At 67.2% G+C, this 18,504-nt stretch carries 10 protein-coding genes and 1 pseudogene; 9 read left to right on the plus strand and 2 right to left on the minus strand.

Translation table 11 applies throughout. The annotated features are described in order from the left end of the window. The first annotated feature begins 381 nt into the window (after window positions 1-381). Genes AFR_RS42965 through AFR_RS42980 form a run of 4 tightly spaced genes read left to right on the plus strand, consistent with a single transcriptional unit; the run spans window position 382 to window position 5,256 of the window. Window positions 382-2,898 (plus strand): putative bifunctional diguanylate cyclase/phosphodiesterase, encoded by a 2,517-nt coding sequence (locus tag AFR_RS42965; protein WP_023563133.1) that lies wholly within the window; start codon window positions 382-384, stop codon window positions 2,896-2,898. Next, entirely contained in the window at window positions 2,895-4,130 is a 1,236-nt protein-coding gene (locus tag AFR_RS42970; RefSeq protein ID WP_023563134.1) for a glycosyltransferase 87 family protein, read from the plus strand. Before AFR_RS42965 ends, AFR_RS42970 begins: the two co-directional genes overlap by 4 nt. 1 nt (window position 4,131) lies before the next feature. Then, window positions 4,132-4,542: a TFIIB-type zinc ribbon-containing protein gene (locus AFR_RS42975; RefSeq protein WP_041841604.1), complete on the plus strand. Its 411-nt coding sequence runs from the start codon at window positions 4,132-4,134 to the stop codon at window positions 4,540-4,542. Between the two features lie 39 nt (window positions 4,543-4,581). Then, window positions 4,582-5,256 (plus strand): maleylpyruvate isomerase N-terminal domain-containing protein, encoded by a 675-nt coding sequence (locus tag AFR_RS42980; protein ID WP_023563136.1) that lies wholly within the window; start codon window positions 4,582-4,584, stop codon window positions 5,254-5,256. An 8-nt stretch (window positions 5,257-5,264) separates the two neighbouring features. On the opposite strand, the gene AFR_RS42985 is transcribed toward AFR_RS42980, so the two are convergent. Beyond that, the gene (locus AFR_RS42985; protein WP_023563137.1) at window positions 5,265-6,497 is read right to left on the minus strand and encodes an SUKH-3 domain-containing protein; all 1,233 of its coding nucleotides are present in this window, start codon (window positions 6,495-6,497) and stop codon (window positions 5,265-5,267) included. Between the two features lie 123 nt (window positions 6,498-6,620). Between AFR_RS42985 and AFR_RS42990 the strand changes: the two genes are divergently transcribed. The 5 genes and pseudogenes from AFR_RS42990 to AFR_RS43030 all read left to right on the plus strand — a co-directional run bounded on the left by AFR_RS42990 (window position 6,621) and on the right by AFR_RS43030 (window position 17,004). Then, window positions 6,621-7,034, plus strand: a complete 414-nt coding sequence (locus AFR_RS42990; RefSeq protein ID WP_023563138.1) for a YbaB/EbfC family nucleoid-associated protein — start codon at window positions 6,621-6,623, stop codon at window positions 7,032-7,034. Then, complete coding sequence (locus AFR_RS42995) at window positions 7,027-7,362, plus strand: hypothetical protein (protein ID WP_041843450.1); 336 nt, start codon at window positions 7,027-7,029, stop codon at window positions 7,360-7,362. The genes AFR_RS42990 and AFR_RS42995 overlap by 8 nt, the downstream gene beginning before the upstream one ends. Next, window positions 7,359-7,760 (plus strand): annotated as a pseudogene (locus AFR_RS48895) (WXG100-like domain-containing protein); the annotation flags it as partial. The gene AFR_RS42995 and the pseudogene AFR_RS48895, both read left to right, overlap by 4 nt. Before the next feature lie 3,060 nt (window positions 7,761-10,820). After that, on the plus strand, window positions 10,821-16,280 hold the full coding sequence (locus AFR_RS46595) for a toxin glutamine deamidase domain-containing protein (protein WP_158510598.1): 5,460 nt from the start codon (window positions 10,821-10,823) through the stop codon (window positions 16,278-16,280). After that, complete coding sequence (locus tag AFR_RS43030; protein WP_023563145.1) at window positions 16,264-17,004, plus strand: hypothetical protein; 741 nt, start codon at window positions 16,264-16,266, stop codon at window positions 17,002-17,004. The genes AFR_RS46595 and AFR_RS43030 overlap by 17 nt, the downstream gene beginning before the upstream one ends. Here AFR_RS43030 and dnaB read toward each other — a convergent pair. Next, on the minus strand, window positions 17,001-18,443 hold the full coding sequence (gene dnaB / locus AFR_RS43035) for a replicative DNA helicase (RefSeq protein WP_023563146.1): 1,443 nt from the start codon (window positions 18,441-18,443) through the stop codon (window positions 17,001-17,003). The two genes, AFR_RS43030 and dnaB, sit on opposite strands and share 4 nt — an antisense overlap. Window positions 18,444-18,504: the final 61 nt, after the last annotated feature.

The following is an 18,504-nucleotide window of genomic DNA, read 5'->3' on the forward strand; positions in this document are numbered from 1 at the left end:
CAGCAGGGCATTTGCGGTCGTTTGGGGTCCGGCGGCACGGGGAAAGCCCGATCGCCGAATGGTTGCGGAGTGTTGCTAATCCGTCACGCATTCGGTACAAACCGCCCTATCCTCGCAATTCCTGAAACGAGCGACAAATCCTTCTTCCCGTCAGCTCGTTCTTTTCCTAACCTGTTGTCAGCAAGCAGGTACGAGGCCGGCGGGGATTTATCCCAGAAGTCGCCTTCGATTTTTGCAATCGCCATTTTGAGCGAGGGGAGGCGTGACATGCGCGAGACCGACTGGACCTGAGACCCCGCACGTCCCCGACTACAGAAGGCCAACGAAGCATTGACAGCCCGTACGGGCAGCGGGTCACCATGGACGCATGGGAAGTCCGCAGTGAACGACGCGAAGACCGACAAGCAGCTCCGGCTGTATGTCGGTCTAGTCGCGTCTGGGGGTGCGGTCTGCCTGCTCTGGGCCGCTGCCACCGCACCCGCGGTCGCGCCGGGAAAGCTTTTTTACCTGGCTGCTCTGACCGTCATCATCGCCGCCGCCAGCGGACCGCTGATCGAGCTGCGCGTGCGTTCGGACCACCGTTCCTTCTCCTCGACCTCGGGCTCGATCCTGATCGCGGTGGCTACCGTGCCGCTGCCCTGGGTCATCATCTGCACCGCCATCGGTGTGCTCGCCTCGAAGATGTTCGTGCGCGACCCGATGAAGATCGTGTTCAACGTCGCCAAGGACACTGCCGCGGCGACCGCTGCGGTTGCGACCGCGTACGCGATCGGCGTGCGTCCCACCGCGGCGTTGACACTCGAGGTTGATGATCTACCCCTGCTGGCGCTGGGTCTGACGCTGGCCGCTGTTGCCTACGCCGTGGTCGACGACCTGCTGGGCCACACCGTCGTGGCGATGGCCACCCGCACGTCCTGGCGGCAGTCCTTCAGCCGTAACTGGGACGTGGTGGCGACCGTCCGGCTGGCCAACGTCGGCCTCGCCCTCCTCGTCGCCCTGGTGATCGACCTCGAGCAGCTGCTGATCGTCGCGATGATCCCGGCCGTGCTCGCCCTGCAGTTCGCGACGAAGAACAGGATCCGCCAGCGCGCCGATCAGGAGGCCTGGCAGCGTCTCGCGTCCAGCACCGACCGGTTGAACGTCACCGAGCTGACCTCGGTGCTGACCGCCGCCGTGACCCGCGCGCCGGAGCTCTTCTCCGCCGACGAGGCCGAGATCGAGCTGTCCGACACCGATCCGCCCCGGCTGATCCGCGGCTCCGCCGGCGGTCTCGTCTACGAGGGCCGGCTCGCCACGGCACCCCTGCGGGACAGCCCGGCCATCGAGGCGCAGCTGGCCGGGCCGGACACCGAGGCGGTCGGCACGCTGCGGCTGCGCTTCCGCAAGCCGGTCAAGCTCAGCGACTCCGAACGCTACAAGCTGCAGACCTTCGCCTCGTCGCTCTACACGGCCATCCGCAATGCCCGGGCGTACGCCGAGCTCAAGCGGATCAACGCCGAGAACGCGTACGCGGCGGCCCACGATCCTCTGACCGGACTGGCCAACCGCCGTGAGCTGCTCGAACAGGCCGCCGAGGTGTTCAAGGCGCGCGCCGCCGACGGCCTGTGCGCGATGCTGCTGATCGACCTCAACCACTTCAAAGAGGTCAACGACACCCTGGGCCACGGCGCCGGCGATCAGGTGTTGCGGGAGGTCGCCAAGCGTCTCGAGGACTCCGCGCAGCCCGGTGATCTGGTCGCCCGGCTCGGCGGTGACGAGTTCGCGGTGCTCTTCACCGGCCTGCCCACCCCCGCGGTCGCCGCTCATCGGGCCGAGACCATGCTCGCCGACCTGGAACGCAACATCGAGGTCGACGGTATGCAGCTCACCGTCGAGGCTGCCGGTGGCATCGCCATGGCGCCCGCCAGCGGTGGTGTGCAGGAGCTGATGCGCCGCGCCGACGTCGCGATGTACCAGGCCAAACGCTCCGGGCAGCGCACCGCGACCTATCTGCACGCGCGCGACACCGCGGACATCGGCCGGCTCATGCTGGGTGGCCAGTTGTCGCGGGCCGTCGCCGAGCACGAGTTCGTGGTCGACTTCCAGCCGATCGTCGACCTGGGCAGCGGCGAGGTGGTGTCTGCGGAGGCGCTCGCCCGGTGGCATCACCCGGAGCACGGCAGCCTCAGCCCGATGCAGTTCCTCGAGACGGTCGAGCGGTCGGGGCAGCTCCCCGCGTTTGCCGATGCGGTGCTGGAGCAGTCGCTCACCGCGTACGGGATGTGGCGCGAAGCGGGTTTTGATCTGCCCGTGGCCGTGAACGTGTCGCCGCGCAGCCTGCTGGACGCGACGTTCCCCAATGCCGTGCTGGCGCGGCTGGCGGCTCACGGCGTCAAGGCCGACCGGCTGGTGCTGGAGCTGGCCGAAACGCTCACGCTGAGTCAGCTCGAGGTGGTCGACCGCGCGCTCAGTGAGCTGCGGGACGCCGGTGTGCGTCTGGCTCTGGACGACTTCGGCACCGGAGTGTCGTCACTGTCGGTGCTGTCGCGCCTTCCGGTGCACCAGTTGAAGATCGACCGTGAGTTCGTCACGGCGGTGGAGACCTCGTCCGAGGCCGCCGCCGTGATCCGTTCGACCGTGGACCTCGCGCGCAGCCTGCACCTCACGGTGATCGCCGAGGGTGTCGAGAGCGAGCCGCAGCGGCACGCGCTGTGGGAGCTCGGCTGTGTTGCCGGCCAGGGGCACCTGTTCTCGCGGCCGATGCGCTCCGGACGGATGCTCGCCGCCCTGCAACGCGGCTCGGGCGGGCGCCCGGGTGCCCTCGCGAGTGCCCTGCACACGGCCGGTTCGGTGGTTCGGATGCCGCACCGCAGGTCTCCGGGGCACGGCAGATCTTCTCTGCCACACTTGCCCGCGTGACCCTGCTTGCGCGTCTCGACCGGGCCCGCGATGGCCTCGCCGCCGACGCCGCGCTGTACGCCCTCGCGGCGATCTTCGCCCTCGTCACCGCCCTGACCTCGACGTTGCTGCCGCACCGGGCGTGGGGCGCCTGGGCCGCGTGGGCGTACCTCGGTGCGTTCCTGATCGTCGTCGTGCAGCTGGTGCTGCGCCGGCCGCGGTGGCGGATGGCGCTGACCTGGGTGACCTGGGGTGGCACCACGATCCTGCCGCTGATCGTCCAGTCGGTGCAGCGTGCGGGCGGCCGCACCGATCGGGCGCAGGAGGAGGTGCTGGTCGTCGAGCACATGGGCGAACGGCTGGCGAGCACCGGCACCCCGTACCTGGGACCGGATGCGATCGCCGCCCTGCCGCCCGGTGAGCAGTTGCTGGGTTACGCGCCGTACCAGCCCGGCATGGCCGTTTTTGGTCTGCCGCGGGCGGCCTTCGGTGACGTGTGGTGGACGGACTCCCGTGTCTGGTTCGCGGTGGTCACGGCCGCGGCCCTGATCGTGGCCGCGCGCATGCTGACCCAGCCGGTGCGCGCGGTGCAGTTCGCCACCGTGCTGCCCATCTGCGCGCTGACCCTGGCGACCGGCGGCGACGACCTGCCGGTGCTCGCGCTGGCCCTGCTGGCTCTGGCCTGCTGCGCCACTGATCGTTTCGGTGCCGCCGGCCTCGCCGTCGGGGCAGCGGCCGCGCTCAAGCTTTTTGCGTTCCCGATCGTCGCCGTGCTCGCGGTCCTGGCGATCGTCACCGGCAACGCCCGCCGTTTCCTGCCGGGCGCGCTCGGCCTGCCCGTGCTGGCCCTGCTCCCGGCGTTCATGGTCGACGGTGACGCGTTCGTCGAGAACGTGATCCGCTTCCCGCTCGGTCACGGTCTGGTGACCAGTCCGGCCCAGTCACCCTTCCCCGGTTACCTGATCTCCCAGTGGATTCCGGGCGGCCGGATCGTCGCGGCTGCGTTGCTGGTCGCGGTCGCCCTCGCGATCGCCGTCCTGCTCACCCGTCGTCCGCCCCGCACGGCCGCGAGCGCGGCCCTCTTCTGCGGGTACGGCCTGCTCGCCGCGATCCTCCTGATGCCCACGACGCGCTTCGGGTACCTCCTCTACCCGCTGGCGTTGCTCGTCTGGGCACCCGCTCTGAGCCAAGCACTCAGCAGACCCACAGGAACAACGGCACCACGGAGTGACGCGGCCTTGTACCGTTTGTGAGATGCAGATGACCTGTCCGAAGTGTCATGGCGAGATGCGGGTTTACGAGCGCAGCGGCGTCACGGTCGATCAGTGCACCGAGTGCCGCGGCATCTTCCTCGACCGCGGTGAGCTGGAAAGGCTCTTCGAGGCCGAGGCCAACTTCAACAGCCGCCAGGCGTCCTCGGCGCCCCGCCCGGCCCAGGCGCCCCAGCCCGGTGGCTACGCCGCGCCGCCTCCTCCGCCGCCTCACGGTGGTGGCTATGCGTCACCGCCGCCGCCCGGGTACGGCCAGCCGGCGTACCCCGCCGCGCCCTACGGTGCACCCCAGCCGCAGTACGGTGCCGGACATCACGGCCACTACCGCCAGGGTCACCACGGTCACTACCGCGGCCGCAAGAAGAAGAGCTTCCTGAACGAGCTCTTCGACTGATCCTGCCGCCTCCCGAGGGCCGTGGCAGGGTGTCTCCTCGTGAGACTTCCCGACGTTGCCACGGCTCTCGAGGCGGCCTACACGGGCCTGACCGACGTGGTCGCCGACCTCGACGACCTCGAGTTGCTGCTGCCGTCCGGCTGCCGCGGCTGGACGATCTGCGACCTGCTGCTGCACGTCAGCCTGGACGCGCAGCGCGCACTGGTCGCCTTTGCCGTTCCTGTCGACGGGCCGGCGGACGTCGACTTCGTCTCCTACTGGAGATCCTTCGCGGGCGTCGGTGACGCCTCCGCCGCCAGCGCGCACGCGCAGTGGGTGCGCCGCACGGCCGCCGCCTTCAACCAGCCGTCCGGAGTCGTCCAGCGCTGGACCGAAACCTCGGCCGCTGCCGTTTCGGTCGCCCACCGCGCCGACCCCGGCTCCTTCATCGGTACGCAGGAGCACGTGCTCGCCGTCCCGGACTTCACGGCGACGCTGGTCACCGAGGCCGTGATCCACCACCTGGACCTGATCGTGTCACTGCCCGACGCCCCCGAACCGCCACCGGAGGCGATCGAGATCGCCCTGTCCACCCTGGACGGGCTGGCGGCGCCGGTCGGTCTGCCGGCGCACTGGTCGGAGCACGAGACCTTGCTCAAGGGAACGGGCCGCGAAGAGCTGACCGCGGCTGACCGGAGCGCCGTCGAAGGCCTCACCTTTCCCCTGCTCGGCTGAACTCGCGCCTACCAGGTGCCGTCGTCCCGGAGACGCTCGGCGGGACCGTCGCCCGTGAGCAGGCTGAGCAGGCCCTCGTCGAGAGTGTTGCCGAGGAACCACTCGCCGCCCTGGTCCAGCGCGAAGATCCGCCCGCGTTCGTCGATCGCCACGATCGTGTCACCCTTGGCCTCGACCCCGATCGGGAACAGCGGCGCCCCGATCACCGCGGCCAGTTCACCCAGCGCATCCGCACTGTGCGCCGCCGCGGCCGGCTCCAGATTGAGCCAGCGAACCCACCGCCGCACACCGGGCCCGCGCAGACCGCAGAAGATCCCCGGGAACGCCATGACGGCTTCCCGCGCCGCCGGGAACACCCGGTGCTGGAATCGTTTACCCGGGACGTTCACCACGTCCTCGATCATGCCGTCGGCCAGCACCTCGGCGACCACCTGCTGCATCGGCCGCCAGCCCGCATCGGCCAGCGCACCGGCCACATGATCGGGGAAGCGCCCCGGCTGAGCGATGTTGTCCGAATAGGGCACGAACGGCTCGGTGAACGCCAACTGTGACCATGGCAACACCGCGAAGTCGACCAGCGTGAGGATGCACGACTCGCACGGGCGTGCGGACGTACCGCCCAGCGGGTCGCCCTGGTCCCGCACAAAAAACGACTCGAAATCCGCCGTACGCAGCCAGGCGCGTGCCTCGTCCAGCGTGATCGCCACGTCGCGCTGCCTGTCCGCCTCGTGCAGGACGTCGGAGAGCACGATCAGCTCGGCGTGACGGTCGGTTCCGCGTACCGTGCGGGCCGGCTCCAGGCTGGACAGATAGGCCGCGACCAGCGGATGGTGGTTGATCTCCTGATCGCCCTTGGCACCGCGCGCGATGAAGAGGTGCCCGTCGACGGTCAGATGCGCGGCAGTGGTCGGCGACGCCCGGCGCTTCGCGTTGCGCCGCAGCTCGACCTGCGGGTCGACCGTCCGCCGGCGAGCGGCCACGGAAGGCTGATGGGTGCGGTACATCTCGGCGATGACCTCGGCCGGAACACCCGGATAGGTCGACAGCGCACCGGTCTCCCGATCGATGACCGTGCGGGCGCCGTCCCCCGGGATCGGCAGCACCGCCGGCGGCTGCTTGGTCCACACCACAAAACCGAGGTCGAACTCCGAGATCATCGGCTGGCACTCGTATCCACGAACCTCGGACTCGCCCCGCGCCCAGCTCGCAGCGATCTCCTCGGCGTCCTCCCGCGTGATCATCAGACCCCCTGTCGCCGCGATCCTTGTGCGGGGTGAAACTACCGGACCACGTCGTGTGGCGCCGCCCGGTAGGGTCACCCCCGATCGATGGGTCGGGTGCTGGGGAGGACGACCGTGGCGGACATGGCGGACCGCGATGCCAACCACGCGCTACGGGCGCGCTTCGACGATGTCTACGGGCAGTACAACCGGCTCCGGTCCGGAATGGACGACGTCCAGCGCCGCCTCGCCGAGCTCCGCGCCAGCGCCGACTCCGACGACGGCCTGATCCGCGCGACGGTCGGCCCCCGCGGCCAGCTCCTGGACCTGCGCCTCGACCGCCGCATCTACCGCGACATGGACGCCGCCGAGCTCAGCCGCAAAATCGTCACAACGGTCGAACAAGCGACCGCCAAGGCCACGCAGCAGGTCGAGCAGCTGATGGCTGACTATCTGCCGGCGGACTCCGGCCCGATGCAGTTCCTCAAGGACAACAACTTCGGCTCACTGCTGCGCCGCCAGGACAAGATCATGCGTGAGGCCGGCGGCGATGCCTGAACCCGAGCTCTGGCTGGACCTCGACCGCGTGGCGGGCGGCGGGCGCGACCTCGCCGCAGCCGGCAAACACCTCACCCGGCAGCGCACCGGCCCCGGCGCGGAGGTCGCTGCCCTCAGCGCGGCACCCCCGTGGGGCACCGACGACATCGGCCAGACCTTCGAGAACAACTACCGCCCCATCGAACAACAGGTCCTCCAAGCCTGGGAAAAACTCGGCCTCTACGTCGAAGGCCTCGGCGACGCGGTGGTCGAGGCCGTCCAAGAAGCCACCCAGACAGACCACCACTCAGCCGTACGCGTGGAGCGGACGTACGGGAAACGCTCGTGACCCTGCTCCCCAGCCCGATCCCCCACCCGCTGGACTACAGCCCGTTCGACGTCCCGCAATGGGCCTACGAAGCACTGGAATGGGTCGTCGGCTTCGACTGGCCCGAGGGCAACGAGAAGACCACCTGGGACGTCGCCGACCGCTGGTACACCATCGCGGCCCTCCTGGACGAACCCCGAGCCGAGGCCTACGACGCCGCCGGCCAGGTCCTGTCCGGCTACGGCGGCACCGGCGCGCAGGCATTCAATGGTGCGTGGCATCAGCTCTCGGCCGATGAGAACGCGCCGCTCAACTCGCTGCTGGCCATCGCCGACGAGCTGGGCAAACTCGTCGAAGAATGCGGCTGCGACATCGAAGGCGCCAAACTCGAAGCCTGGATCGAGATCGGCCTCTTCCTGATCGAACTGATCGGCATGGCTGTTGCGGTCACGCTGACGCTCGGAGCTGCGTCGCCGGCTGCCGGTGGGCTGATCGCGGCAACCCGCTTCGCCATCCAGCAGATCTTCAAGCGCCTGATCGCGCAGCTCGGGAAAAAGGCGATCAAGAAGTCGCTGAAAGAGGCGGGGGAGCGGGCGGCCAAACAGCTCACCAGCAAGGCCGGGTTGAAGCAGCTCGGTAAGGAAGGGCTCAAGGAAGGTCTGGACGAGGCCAAGGAAGAAGCCCTGACCAACGGGGCCATCCAGGCGTATCAGAACTCGACCGGGCGGGCTGACGGCTTCGACGTCAAAGACCTGGGAATGTCAGCCGCAGGTGGCTTCGGCGGCGGCTTCGCAGCTAGCGGGGCCGGGATCGGCCGGGGCTCGCATGGTGGCGGGGTTACTCGGGGCGTCGGGGCCGAGGTGCTGGGGGAGTTCGGCGGGGCTGCTGTCAGTGGGGATCTGCCTGACCTCGAAAGCGTGGCCAAGTCTGCTAGTTCTGGGGCTGCCGGGTCCTTGATGGATGGGGCTTCGGCTGGGGTTGCTGATGGGCTGGCTGATGGGTTGACGGGGCGGGTGGGGGCGCTGCCCGGGTCGGATCTGTTGGGTGGGTCTTCGGATCTTGGTGGTGGGGAGTCAGGGGCGCCTGCCTCGCCTTCTTCTCTTTCCTTTGACCCCGCTTCCTCAGGCTCTGCGTCCTCAGGCTCTGCGTCCTCCGGGCCTGGGTCCTCCGGGCCTGGGTCCTCCGGGCCTGGGTCCTCCGGGCCTGGGTCCTCCGGGCCTGGGTCCTCCGGACCTGGGTCATCCGGACCCTCATCCTCGGTGTTCGGGTCGTCTGGGCCTGCGTTGTCCGGGCCCGCGTCATCTGGGGACGGGTTTTCTGGGGTCGGGTCTTCTGCGCTTGACTCGTCAGGGCCTGCTTCTTTCGGCCTTGATTCTTCGGGGGCTGCCTTCTCGGGGCCCGCTTCTTTGGACTCCGCGTCGTCAGGCGCCGCGTCGCCAGGGTCCGACTTTTCTGGGTCCGACTTTTTGGGGGCCGCGTCGTCGGGCCATGCCACATCTGACGCTGTCGGCGGCTCCGCTTCCTCCACCGGTAGCCACGCCTCACCCTCCGGGCCGGTCTCACTTTCCGGACCGACAGGGCTGGCGGCTGGACCCATCGGGGTCGACAGCGGGCCGGTGTCCGTTTCGGCAGATACTGGCTTCACAGCCGGTGAGCCGAACTTCGTTTCTTCAGATACTGCGTCTGGCTCGAGAGACCCGGGATCTGTCGGCCGAACGGAGTCATCAGGCCCGTCCACGACCGGATCTACCGGCCTCTACTCGTCGGCGAGCGCTGGTGAAGTCAACCTGTCCAGCCTTGCGCCGCTGCAGACTGCCTTGCCATCGGATCCGGCTCTGGGATCTACATCTGCCTCGGGCGGACCACTGCCCGGATCCTCCGCCACCGGTTTCCCGCCCGGACCGATGTCCACTGGGTCCGGCACTGGACCGCTGCCCGCCGCACCCGCCGGTATTGGGCCGTTGCCAGGCGGACCCAGCGGTATTGGGCCGTTGCCAGGCGGACCCGCCGGTATCGGGCCGCTACCCGCCGGGCCCTTGCCAGCCGGACCTGCAGGTGCCGGCCCAACCTCGACCGTGCCAGCTGGCGCTGGGCCGTTGCCGGCCGGGCCCCTGCCAGCCGGACCTGCAGGTGCCGGCCCAACCTCGACCGTGCCAGCTGGCGCTGGGCTGTTGCCGGCCGGGCCTCCCCGTTCTGGATCGGCGTCAGCCGGGCCATCGGTTGTTAGTCCTTCGCCGGGTGGGGCGCCGACCGCACCCGCAGGTGTCGAGCCGTCGGTCGCGAAAGCGACGTCAGCCGGGCCTTCGGCCACCCTGCCGCGATCCCCCAGCCCTTGGGCTGCAGGGCCGCCATCTTCGATGCCGTCCGCCGCGGCAAATCGACCTCAAGACACCAGCGCCGCCGATCCTTTCTCCCTGGATCCCTCCATCGCTGAACTCCAGACGCCTGATCCTTCCGCTGCGGGACGTCAGACACCCGAGCCTTCCTCGGCCGAACGTCAGACACCTGCCCCTTCCTCCGCCGGACATCCTCAGTCCGCAGAACCGACCGGCGGCAGCCCTGGGTCCCTTGAGGGTTCAGGCACCGGGCCCAGGTCTTCAGAGCCGGTTGATACCCGGCCGCCGTTCACCCGCGCAACTGACGCCGGGCCTGCCTCGTCCAGACCTTCCACGCCTCCCTACACAAATGATCATGTAGTTCTCGACGTTCGTCCCTCAGGGCCGGCGCTGAGCCCGTGGTCGCCGTTCGGAACGGATTCCAAGCCTGGCTTGATCGACGGACCCGAAGACGAAGCATCGCCGCAGCCCAGCCCGGCCGACGGCACAACACCACGGTCCAGTCCACCGCAGGACATGCCACCCCGCGTCGGACCGGCCGACGGCACGACACCGTCAGTCGTTCCACCGCAGGAGACGACACCGTCCGTCGTTCCGCTGCAAGGGACGACGCCGCGAGTCGGCTCGCCGCTCGAGACGGCGCCGGGAGTCGGTTCGCCGCAGGAGACGACGCTGCGAATCGGTTCGCCGCAGGAGACGACGCCGCGAATCGGTTCGCCGCAGGAGACGACGCTGCGAATCGGTTCGCCGCAGGGGACGGCGCCGGGAGTCGGTCCGGACGATGGGGCGTCTCCGAGAGTCGATTCGGCGCCGCCGTTCGGAGTGCGGCCAGGGCCGGGTGACACCTCCCAACCCGTTGCGCCGCTTTCGCAGTCACCCAGAACGCCGCCTACCGGAGTGAGTGCGAGTCTCGCACCGCCGAACACGGCGACTTCACCACTGCCACCGGTCCGTCCGACTGATCCAGGAGTCATTCCAGGACATCCCGATTTCACTCCGTCGTCGGAGTCCGACGGCCGGCGCGGTGGGCCACGGGACGGGGCTACGGACGTACAGTCATCGGACGCTGACCTGGCGCTTTTTGTTGCGAGCGTGACCGGTGGGGGTCATCCGGCGCCGCCGGCGGCCGAGGTCGCGCCCGAAGTGGACGACTATCTCAGGAATGTCCGTGACCTGCGCATCGCCTATGCGAACGCGCGGCGTCAGGATGCGATTGAGGCGTTCGAGGGGAAAGCGGAGAGTGCCCGCCGACGGGTCCGAAGTTCGCGGCGGTCGGCGCGGGTGGCCCGCTTCCTGAAGTTCGACGCGGGGCTGGCGGCGTTCTTCGAAGCCAACGTAGATCTTGCGACAGCCGATGCCGAGCGGGCAGAATCCCACGTAGCAGCCCTGCGGGATCCGAACTGGACGCCGCCACCGGGTTCGCTGACCGAGATTGCGCCGCACGAGTGGCACCGCACCAACACGGACCGCGGTCACCTGGCGCCCGGCGCCATATCGGTGGGTAACCGGTCGATGCTCACGGGCAGTGACCACCCGCCGTCGATCGACGGCACGCGGCAATACGGTTCGTGGGGAGGGCTGCGCGCGCCGCTCGCCCAGCATCAGCTCGAGCTCGAAAATGCGATGCCCCGCGACGCCAACGGCGATCCCGCGCGTCTGGCCGATCCTCGATCGCCGTATTTTCAGCTGCTCAACGACGGCGGATCGACGGCCGACCCGACCCGCGGCATCAATTGCCAGGACTGCGTGCTGTCCTTTTTCGACACCTACATGCACGGCCGACCGCGTGTTTCAGCGCCGCGGACTTTCGACGCCTACGGTGTCGCCAATCCCCAAAATCCTTTGTACGGCGAGGATCTCGGCTCGGAACGCGTTGAACATGCAACGGGCGGCCGCTTCCAGTCCTTGTGCCCGATGGTCGACGGCGAGGATCCGGCCGCAGCCAAACAAAAGGTCGACCAGGCACTGACGGACGTCTCGGCACAATTGCTGGCGGGCGGTCACGGCTCCTTCGCTTTCCTGGTCAACGCCTGGGAGAGCGGCGCGGCCCATGCCTGGGCGGCGGTCAACCAGAACGGCCAGATCCTCTTCGTGGACCCGCAATCGGGTGTCGTCACGGAATCGATGCCGCCGTACAAACACGAAGGCCGTTCCAACGGCGCCAACATGGTGGCATTGGACGCCCTGGTGGTCGATGGTCACGGCAACCCGATGCCATTCCTGAACCGCCCCGACGGCCTGTGGCATCCCCAGCAAACAACACTCGCGCCCCCACCGCCGCGGCCGACCCCGATCTACTACTCATCGGCCTATCAGTCGACCGACAGCGCAGCGCCGACTGATCAGCCGGTGCTGGCCGAGCACCCCGACCCGGATCCGCTTCCCGAACCTGCGCCACGCCCGGATCCGACGCCGCCCACACCCGAACCGGTCCAGCCGGCGCCACCTCCGCAACCGATCCCGTCGCCGCGCCGACCGGTCGACCGCATCGCGGAGGCCTTCGAGCCCAAACCGGCGCCAGACCGCATCGCCGATGCGTTGGCTTCGTCGCCGGATTCATCGAGCCCTCCCAAGCGACCCGAGCAGCCCTCTCAGTCCGCCCTGGAACGCCGTTCTTACAGCGAATACCTGGAGCGCGCCCGAACCACTCACGAACAGAACCGGCGCGACGAATACGCCGACTACCTGATCCAGACGGCCGACACTTACCGCGCCAAAGCCGTCGAGCTGAACCGCCAAGCCGACGCCGCCCTCGCCATCGGCGCAACCGTCGAAGGCGACCACCTGCGCGCGGAAGCCAGGCTGACTAGCACCGACGCGACAGATCTAGAGACAAAGGCCGACCGTGTACGCGCCGGCGAACTCGCTCCCGAACGCGTCGACGTCGAACCGGCCGACTGGATCCGCATCAACAACGACGTCGGCACCCTGGCGTCCGGCGCCGTCGAAACCGGTGACCAGTCGGCCCTGACCGGCAACGACATCCCACCCCCGATCGACCAGTCCCGCCCTTACGGCAAACGCGGCGGCTTGCGGGCGCCTCTGGCCGTACATCAGTTGGATCTGGAAAAGGCAATGCCGCGAGAGGCGGACGGCAAGGTGCAACGCCTGGCCGATCCGCGCTCGGGAGAATGGTTCGGCCTGGCCAACGACGGCGGCCCGACCGCCGACCCCACCCGCGGCATCAACTGCGTAGACGGCGTCCTCTCCCTGTTCGACACCTACATTCACGGCCGCCCCCGAGTCTCAGCCCCCAGAACCTTCGACTCGTACGCCCAAGGCAACCCCACCAGACCAATGGGCGCCGAGGACCAAGGCCTCGCCAGAATCGAAACCACAGTCCAAGGCGAATTCCAAGGCCTGTGCCCGTACGTCGGGGGACTCGACCCGCAGCAAGCCAAACAGGCTGTCGACACAGCCATGACCAACCTGCAGAACCACCTGTACAACGCCGGCCACGGCGCCTTCGCCTTCATCGTCACGGACTCGGAACAAGGAACAGCCCACGCCTGGGCGGCGGTGAACCAGAACGGAACAATCCTCTTCCTGGACCCCCAAACCGGCCGCCTATCCGAATCCACCCCCCTCTACTCCCACCAAGGCACCCCCAACAACGGCAACGTCGTCTCCATGGACGCCGTCGTAGTAAACAGCCACGGCGAACCAGCCCCCCTCCCCTACCACCAAGCCGGCCTCTGGAGCCGCTCCTCCCTGCAGCCGCTGAGCGCAGCCGGACACGAGCCGACCCATGACGGACGCTCGGAAAGCGATTCGAGGCTCCCAACGAACGAACCTGACCTCGTTTCAGCGGATGGACTGGAGGTTGGGGCGGGAGAACAGGTCGATCCACCGACGACCGAAGAACGAGCGACAGATACCAATGGCGGGTCGCAGCAAGATCAAGCGGACCTCCCTCAAAGAATTCCCTCACGCGCCATCGAGCTGGTAGATCGACTTCGATCCGAGGATCTTCGAGCCGAAGAACAACAAGTTCTGGAATCACTGACCCGCGCGCAACAGCAGACGCTGATCAAGGCGGTCGCCGACGCCCGCTCCACAGCTGAACTCGAGCTGATCCGAATGCGCGACCTCGCTTCATCGCTCCCCACTTTCGAGGACGAGGAGCGCCCAGCATTGGTTGACGATCAGTATCGAGTCAAATCTGTTGAGTCGCTCGCACGGAAGTACCAAGACCGCGCGACGACAAAGAAGCTCTCGTTCGAGAGATTCCTCGACGAGTCCAACGACCGTGTGCGATTCTCCATCGTCGTTCCGGAGCGCGGCTACGTTGAAACCATTCAGGAGGCTCTACACAGCCTTCGCCGAGATGGCTATCAAATTCTCGACATCCTCAGCTTCTGGAACGACGGAAAAGGGCGCCATAACGGCCTGAACGTAACAATGAAAAATAGCTCGGGCTTCACGATGGAACTCCAGTTCCCAACAGCGAGGTCCCGAAAGCTTGGCAAGGACACCCATCATCTGTACGAGGTTGTCCGACTGCCCTCACGCAGCGCCAAGGAGCGCGTGGAGGCATTCTTCGCGATCTTGGCTCTCAGCAAATACGCCAGAATGAATCTTCACCAGCCACCTGGCGTCGATCAAATTGAGGGCCTCGTAACGATCAACACCTCGTTTGGCCGTTGGACAAGTCAGAATACGTCCCTTTGGCTACACTTCTCGGAAGTCCTGAATCAAGAGAACCGCAGTCTCGCCCAAGAGCTGAATTCGTGGACCTTGGATGTCTCAGATTTGACTGAGATGGAAAGGCTTAATGCTGGCGATGAGAGAGCCGACATTTCTCTATCGGGCGTTCCTGGAGGCGAAGGGGTCACCCGAAGTGACCAGCCTCATCGCGTACTCGATGCCCCACCAGGAGCCGCTGAGAGCGGTGGTCTGGCACGCGACCAGGGAGGAATGGATCTACGCTCCAGCGACAGCGGCGAGACTTCTGTTCAGCGACGAGTACGCGGACGAGTCGATGGAGGTCGATCGGATGACAGCCGAATCGATGGCCCGACAGTACCTCCAGTCGGAGCTCCCGAGTCCGGAGAAGCTCATGGAGATGAGCGACGAGGGCATCAGGATGGGCTGGGACTACGGCCCGCCACCGCGCGAGTAGACAGCGGTTCAACAATTCAACCCGATGCTGGCCCTTCGGGCGACCTGGTCGCACCAAATAAATCGGCAAATGATCTCCCTTCTCGAGCGATCGAGGAAGAAACACTCGGCGGGACGAGATCGGATATCGGAGATGGTCCTGGTGAGGATCGACTATCAGCTGGTCCTCAAGGCCGACCTGTCGGGCGAAATCACGAGCCTGATCGCCTACCAGGCCCTGCCGGACAAGCCGTTCCAAGCAGTGTTGTGGAGCGTCCGGCGGACAGCATGGATCTACGCTCCGGGTCTCGCGGTGCCGATGCTCTACGACGACAAGTACCAGGATCGAACCCGAGTGATCGACCGCGCGAAAGCCGAGAAGATCTCCCGCGAAAGCCTGAGCACGGAGCTGCCCTCGGAGGCGACCCTGCAGAGCATGTGCGAAGAGGGCGAGAGGATGGGCTGGAATTACGGCCCACCCCGCCCGTAACGCCGGCAGCAGAGACCGAGTCGCGCGGATCGATCGACCCCGTCGAACTTGCGGCGGCTCAGGAAGGCGTGCGTGTCAGTGTCGCGCCGCATTCAGCGGAGCTTGCGGATGTTGTGGTCCGGCTGTTGGAGGATCATCAAGCCAACGATCATCGGCTCAACCTCACCGAGGCGCTTGTAGATGCTGATCGTCGACCGCGGGCTTTGGAGTTGCTCGTCGAGGTCGCCAGGCGAGCGGTCATCACCGAGTTCGGGACATTGGAGCAGTTTCTCTCAGGCCATCCTGGGGTCGGAGATCTCTTCGAGCCGGTCGAGCACCAGGTCAACACGACGCCGGACGGGCTGTCGCGGAAGAAGGCGTTCGAAGCAGAGGCGCGGCGGCGTGATCCGGTGCGGGGTGTTGGGCCTGCTCCGACCCTGGCCGAGCTCACTCTGCTGGACGACTACGGGATTCGCCTTCGGAGGCGGGTGCTGCCTGCGGCGACGCTCGAGGTTGAGGAATTGGCCAGCCAGTTGGGTGGTGATGCACTGGTCTCGGGCCGCTCCAAGCGGAGCGGTGACCTTCTCGACAAGGTCAGGCGCATGACCTCTGAACGGCCGAACCGGCCGGCGCGGCTGGATTATCGAGTCGGTGACGTCATCGATGCGGTTGGTCTGCGGCTTACCGTGCCCGACATGGATACGCTCTCGGCGGCGCTGGAACTGGTGAAGACTCACTTCGGCGACCGGATTCTGGAGATCGAGAACATGTACGCCCAGCCGAAGGCTCAAGCCCCGTCCTACCGGGTGATCCCGGTGATCATCTCGATCGAAACTGACGGACTGCCCTGCACCTACGAGCTTCAGTTGACTACCCAGCGAGCTTCCGTGGCGGCCGACATCGAGCACAACACGATCTACAAGCCCTACGTCGCTGTGAACGGCCTGCAACGCGAGGCCGTGGAGGCCGCGATGGAAGAGGCCGCGGCGCTGGATCAGCTTGAGACAATCGAGCGGGATGGTCATGGGCGGTAAGGGTTCGAGGTCGAGCGTCTACGTCTACGAGTACGGCGAGGCGTACGACGACCTCCGCACGGCTTTTTTCATCGATGAGCGGGACTACAACGATCCCGAGCTTGCCGAATCTGCGTTGGAATCAGCGGAGGCTGCGATGACGCGGGCCGGCGTCATCTACGAAGTCGAAGTTACTTCCGGCATCCATGCCACCCGGCCCATCGGCGTCCCGACTTGGGAAGCTTTCAAGCAGCGCCACTTCGTCGATGGTGTGCCGTTGCCCGTGCGGCCCATGCAGCAGCAACTGACCATCCCTCCGTCCTGGCACGCGATGGTCGAGGCCGTCGACACCGCGTACCACATGTTCCGGGCCGAGCTGATGGAGCTGCTCGCGGAAGCGATGCCCAGCGGACAGATAGCGGTGACCTGGGATCGGGGTCCTCTCCGGCGGTCACCGGGTTCAGTCGACTGGAGCGAGGAGAAGTTCGGCTTCGAGATCAGACTCAAGGCAGGCCTCGTCGACACGTCGCCCGCCGAGGCTCTGAACAGCGTAGGTACCGCGCTGGCGAGACGCGGATGGGCATTGAAGGAGCCCGATCCCGAGCAGGCCGAATACCAGGCATCGCAGAATCTCTTCACCGTGTCGATCCGCGCTGATCAGACCACGCTGATGCTGTTCGGGGAGTCTCCGCTTTACTGGTCGCCCGCTGAAGCTGGGTCTTCTTATGTTGTTGAGGCGCGCTAGACGATTGCCATGTCTACGAAGCGGGACAGGTGGAGTTGGGCGGCGACCGTGACGGTGTCGGTGGGGCCGTTTCGGTGCTTGGCGACGATGAAGTCGGCTTCGCCGGCCCGGGGGCTTTCCTTGTCGTAGTAGTCGTCGCGGTGGAGCAGGATCACGACGTCGGCGTCCTGCTCGATAGAGCCGGACTCACGCAGGTCGGACAGCTGGGGGCGCTTGTCCGTCCGCTGCTCGGGGCCGCGGTTCAGCTGGCTCACCGCGATGACCGGGCATTCGACTTCCTTGGCCAGCAGTTTCAGGCCACGGGACAGCTCCGCGACTTCCTGCTGGCGGCTTTCCGTCTTTTTCGGGGAGGACATCAGCTGGAGGTAGTCGACCACGATGAGCTTCAGGTTGTGGCGCTGCTTCAGGCGGCGGGCCTTGGCGCGGATTTCCATCAGGTTCATGCTCGGGGTGTCGTCGACGAAGATCGGGGCTTCGCTGATCTCGCCCATGCGGCGGGCGAGTTTGGTCCAGTCGTCGTCGGAGAGCTGGCCTGAGCGCAGGATGTGGAGCGGGACCCTGGCCTCGGCGGACAGGAGGCGCATCACGATCTCGATCTTGCTCATTTCGAGGGAGAAGATGGCGCTGGCGCAGTTGGCGCGGATCGCCGCGTTGCGGGCGAAGTCCATCGACGCCGTCGACTTACCGAGACCGGGGCGGCCGGCCACGATGATCAGCTGGCCGGCGTGGAGGCCGTTGAGCAGGCGGTCGAGGTCGGAGAAACCGGTGGGGACGCCGGTCATCATGCCGTTGGTGGCGCCGACGGCTTCGATCTCGTCCAGCGTCGGCTGGAGCATGTCGGCCAGGATGGCGAAGTCTTCGCTGACCCGGCGTTCCGTCACGTCGTAGACGGCCTGCTGGGCCAGGTCGACGATGTCGTCGACGTCCATGCCGCCGTTGCCACCGGTGCCGTACCCGAGCTGTGTGATCTTGGTGCCTGCCTCGACGAGGCGGCGCAGGACCGCGCGCTCGGAGACGATGCGGGCGTAGTAGGAGGCGTTGGCCGCGGTCGGCACGCTCTCGATGAGGGTGTGGAGGTAGGGCACGCCGCCGATGCGCTGCAGGTCGCCCGAGTCGGAGAGCGCCGCCGCCACGGTGACGCCGTCGGCCGGCTCACCCCGGCCGTAGAGCTCCAGGATCGTGTCGAAGACCGTCGCGTGCATGGGGCGGTAGAAGTCGTGGGACTTGAGGATCTCGACGACGTCGGCGATGGCGTCCTTGGACAGCAGCATGCCGCCCAGAACGCTCTGCTCGGCCGCGATGTCCTGCGGCGGGGATTTGTCGAAGCCCCCGGTCTGCGGCGGCGGCCCGCCCCCTCCGGGCGGACGGCCACCAGGGCCCTTGCCCCCCGGTGGTGACTGCGGCCGGGACTCCGGTCGTGCGTCGTCGGTGATCGACATGCCGACCTACCCCTCCATCGTCGTTCCTGCACCGTGATCAAACAGCCCGGGTACGACACTT

Origin of the sequence: Amorphoplanes friuliensis DSM 7358, assembly GCF_000494755.1 — a bacterium.
Lineage (GTDB): Bacteria > Actinomycetota > Actinomycetes > Mycobacteriales > Micromonosporaceae > Actinoplanes > Actinoplanes friuliensis.

What these genes read in the sequence shown, in the direction of transcription:
- AFR_RS42990 (WP_023563138.1), top strand. Translation starts at nt 6,621, where the DNA reads ATGGCGGACCGCGATGCCAACCACGCGCTACGGGCGCGCTTCGACGAT.
- AFR_RS42975 (WP_041841604.1), top strand. Translation starts at nt 4,132, where the DNA reads ATGCAGATGACCTGTCCGAAGTGTCATGGCGAGATGCGGGTTTACGAG.
- AFR_RS43030 (WP_023563145.1), top strand. Translation starts at nt 16,264, where the DNA reads ATGGTCATGGGCGGTAAGGGTTCGAGGTCGAGCGTCTACGTCTACGAG.
- dnaB (WP_023563146.1), bottom strand. Translation starts at nt 18,443, where the DNA reads ATGTCGATCACCGACGACGCACGACCGGAGTCCCGGCCGCAGTCACCA.
- AFR_RS42995 (WP_041843450.1), top strand. Translation starts at nt 7,027, where the DNA reads ATGCCTGAACCCGAGCTCTGGCTGGACCTCGACCGCGTGGCGGGCGGC.
- AFR_RS42985 (WP_023563137.1), bottom strand. Translation starts at nt 6,497, where the DNA reads ATGATCACGCGGGAGGACGCCGAGGAGATCGCTGCGAGCTGGGCGCGG.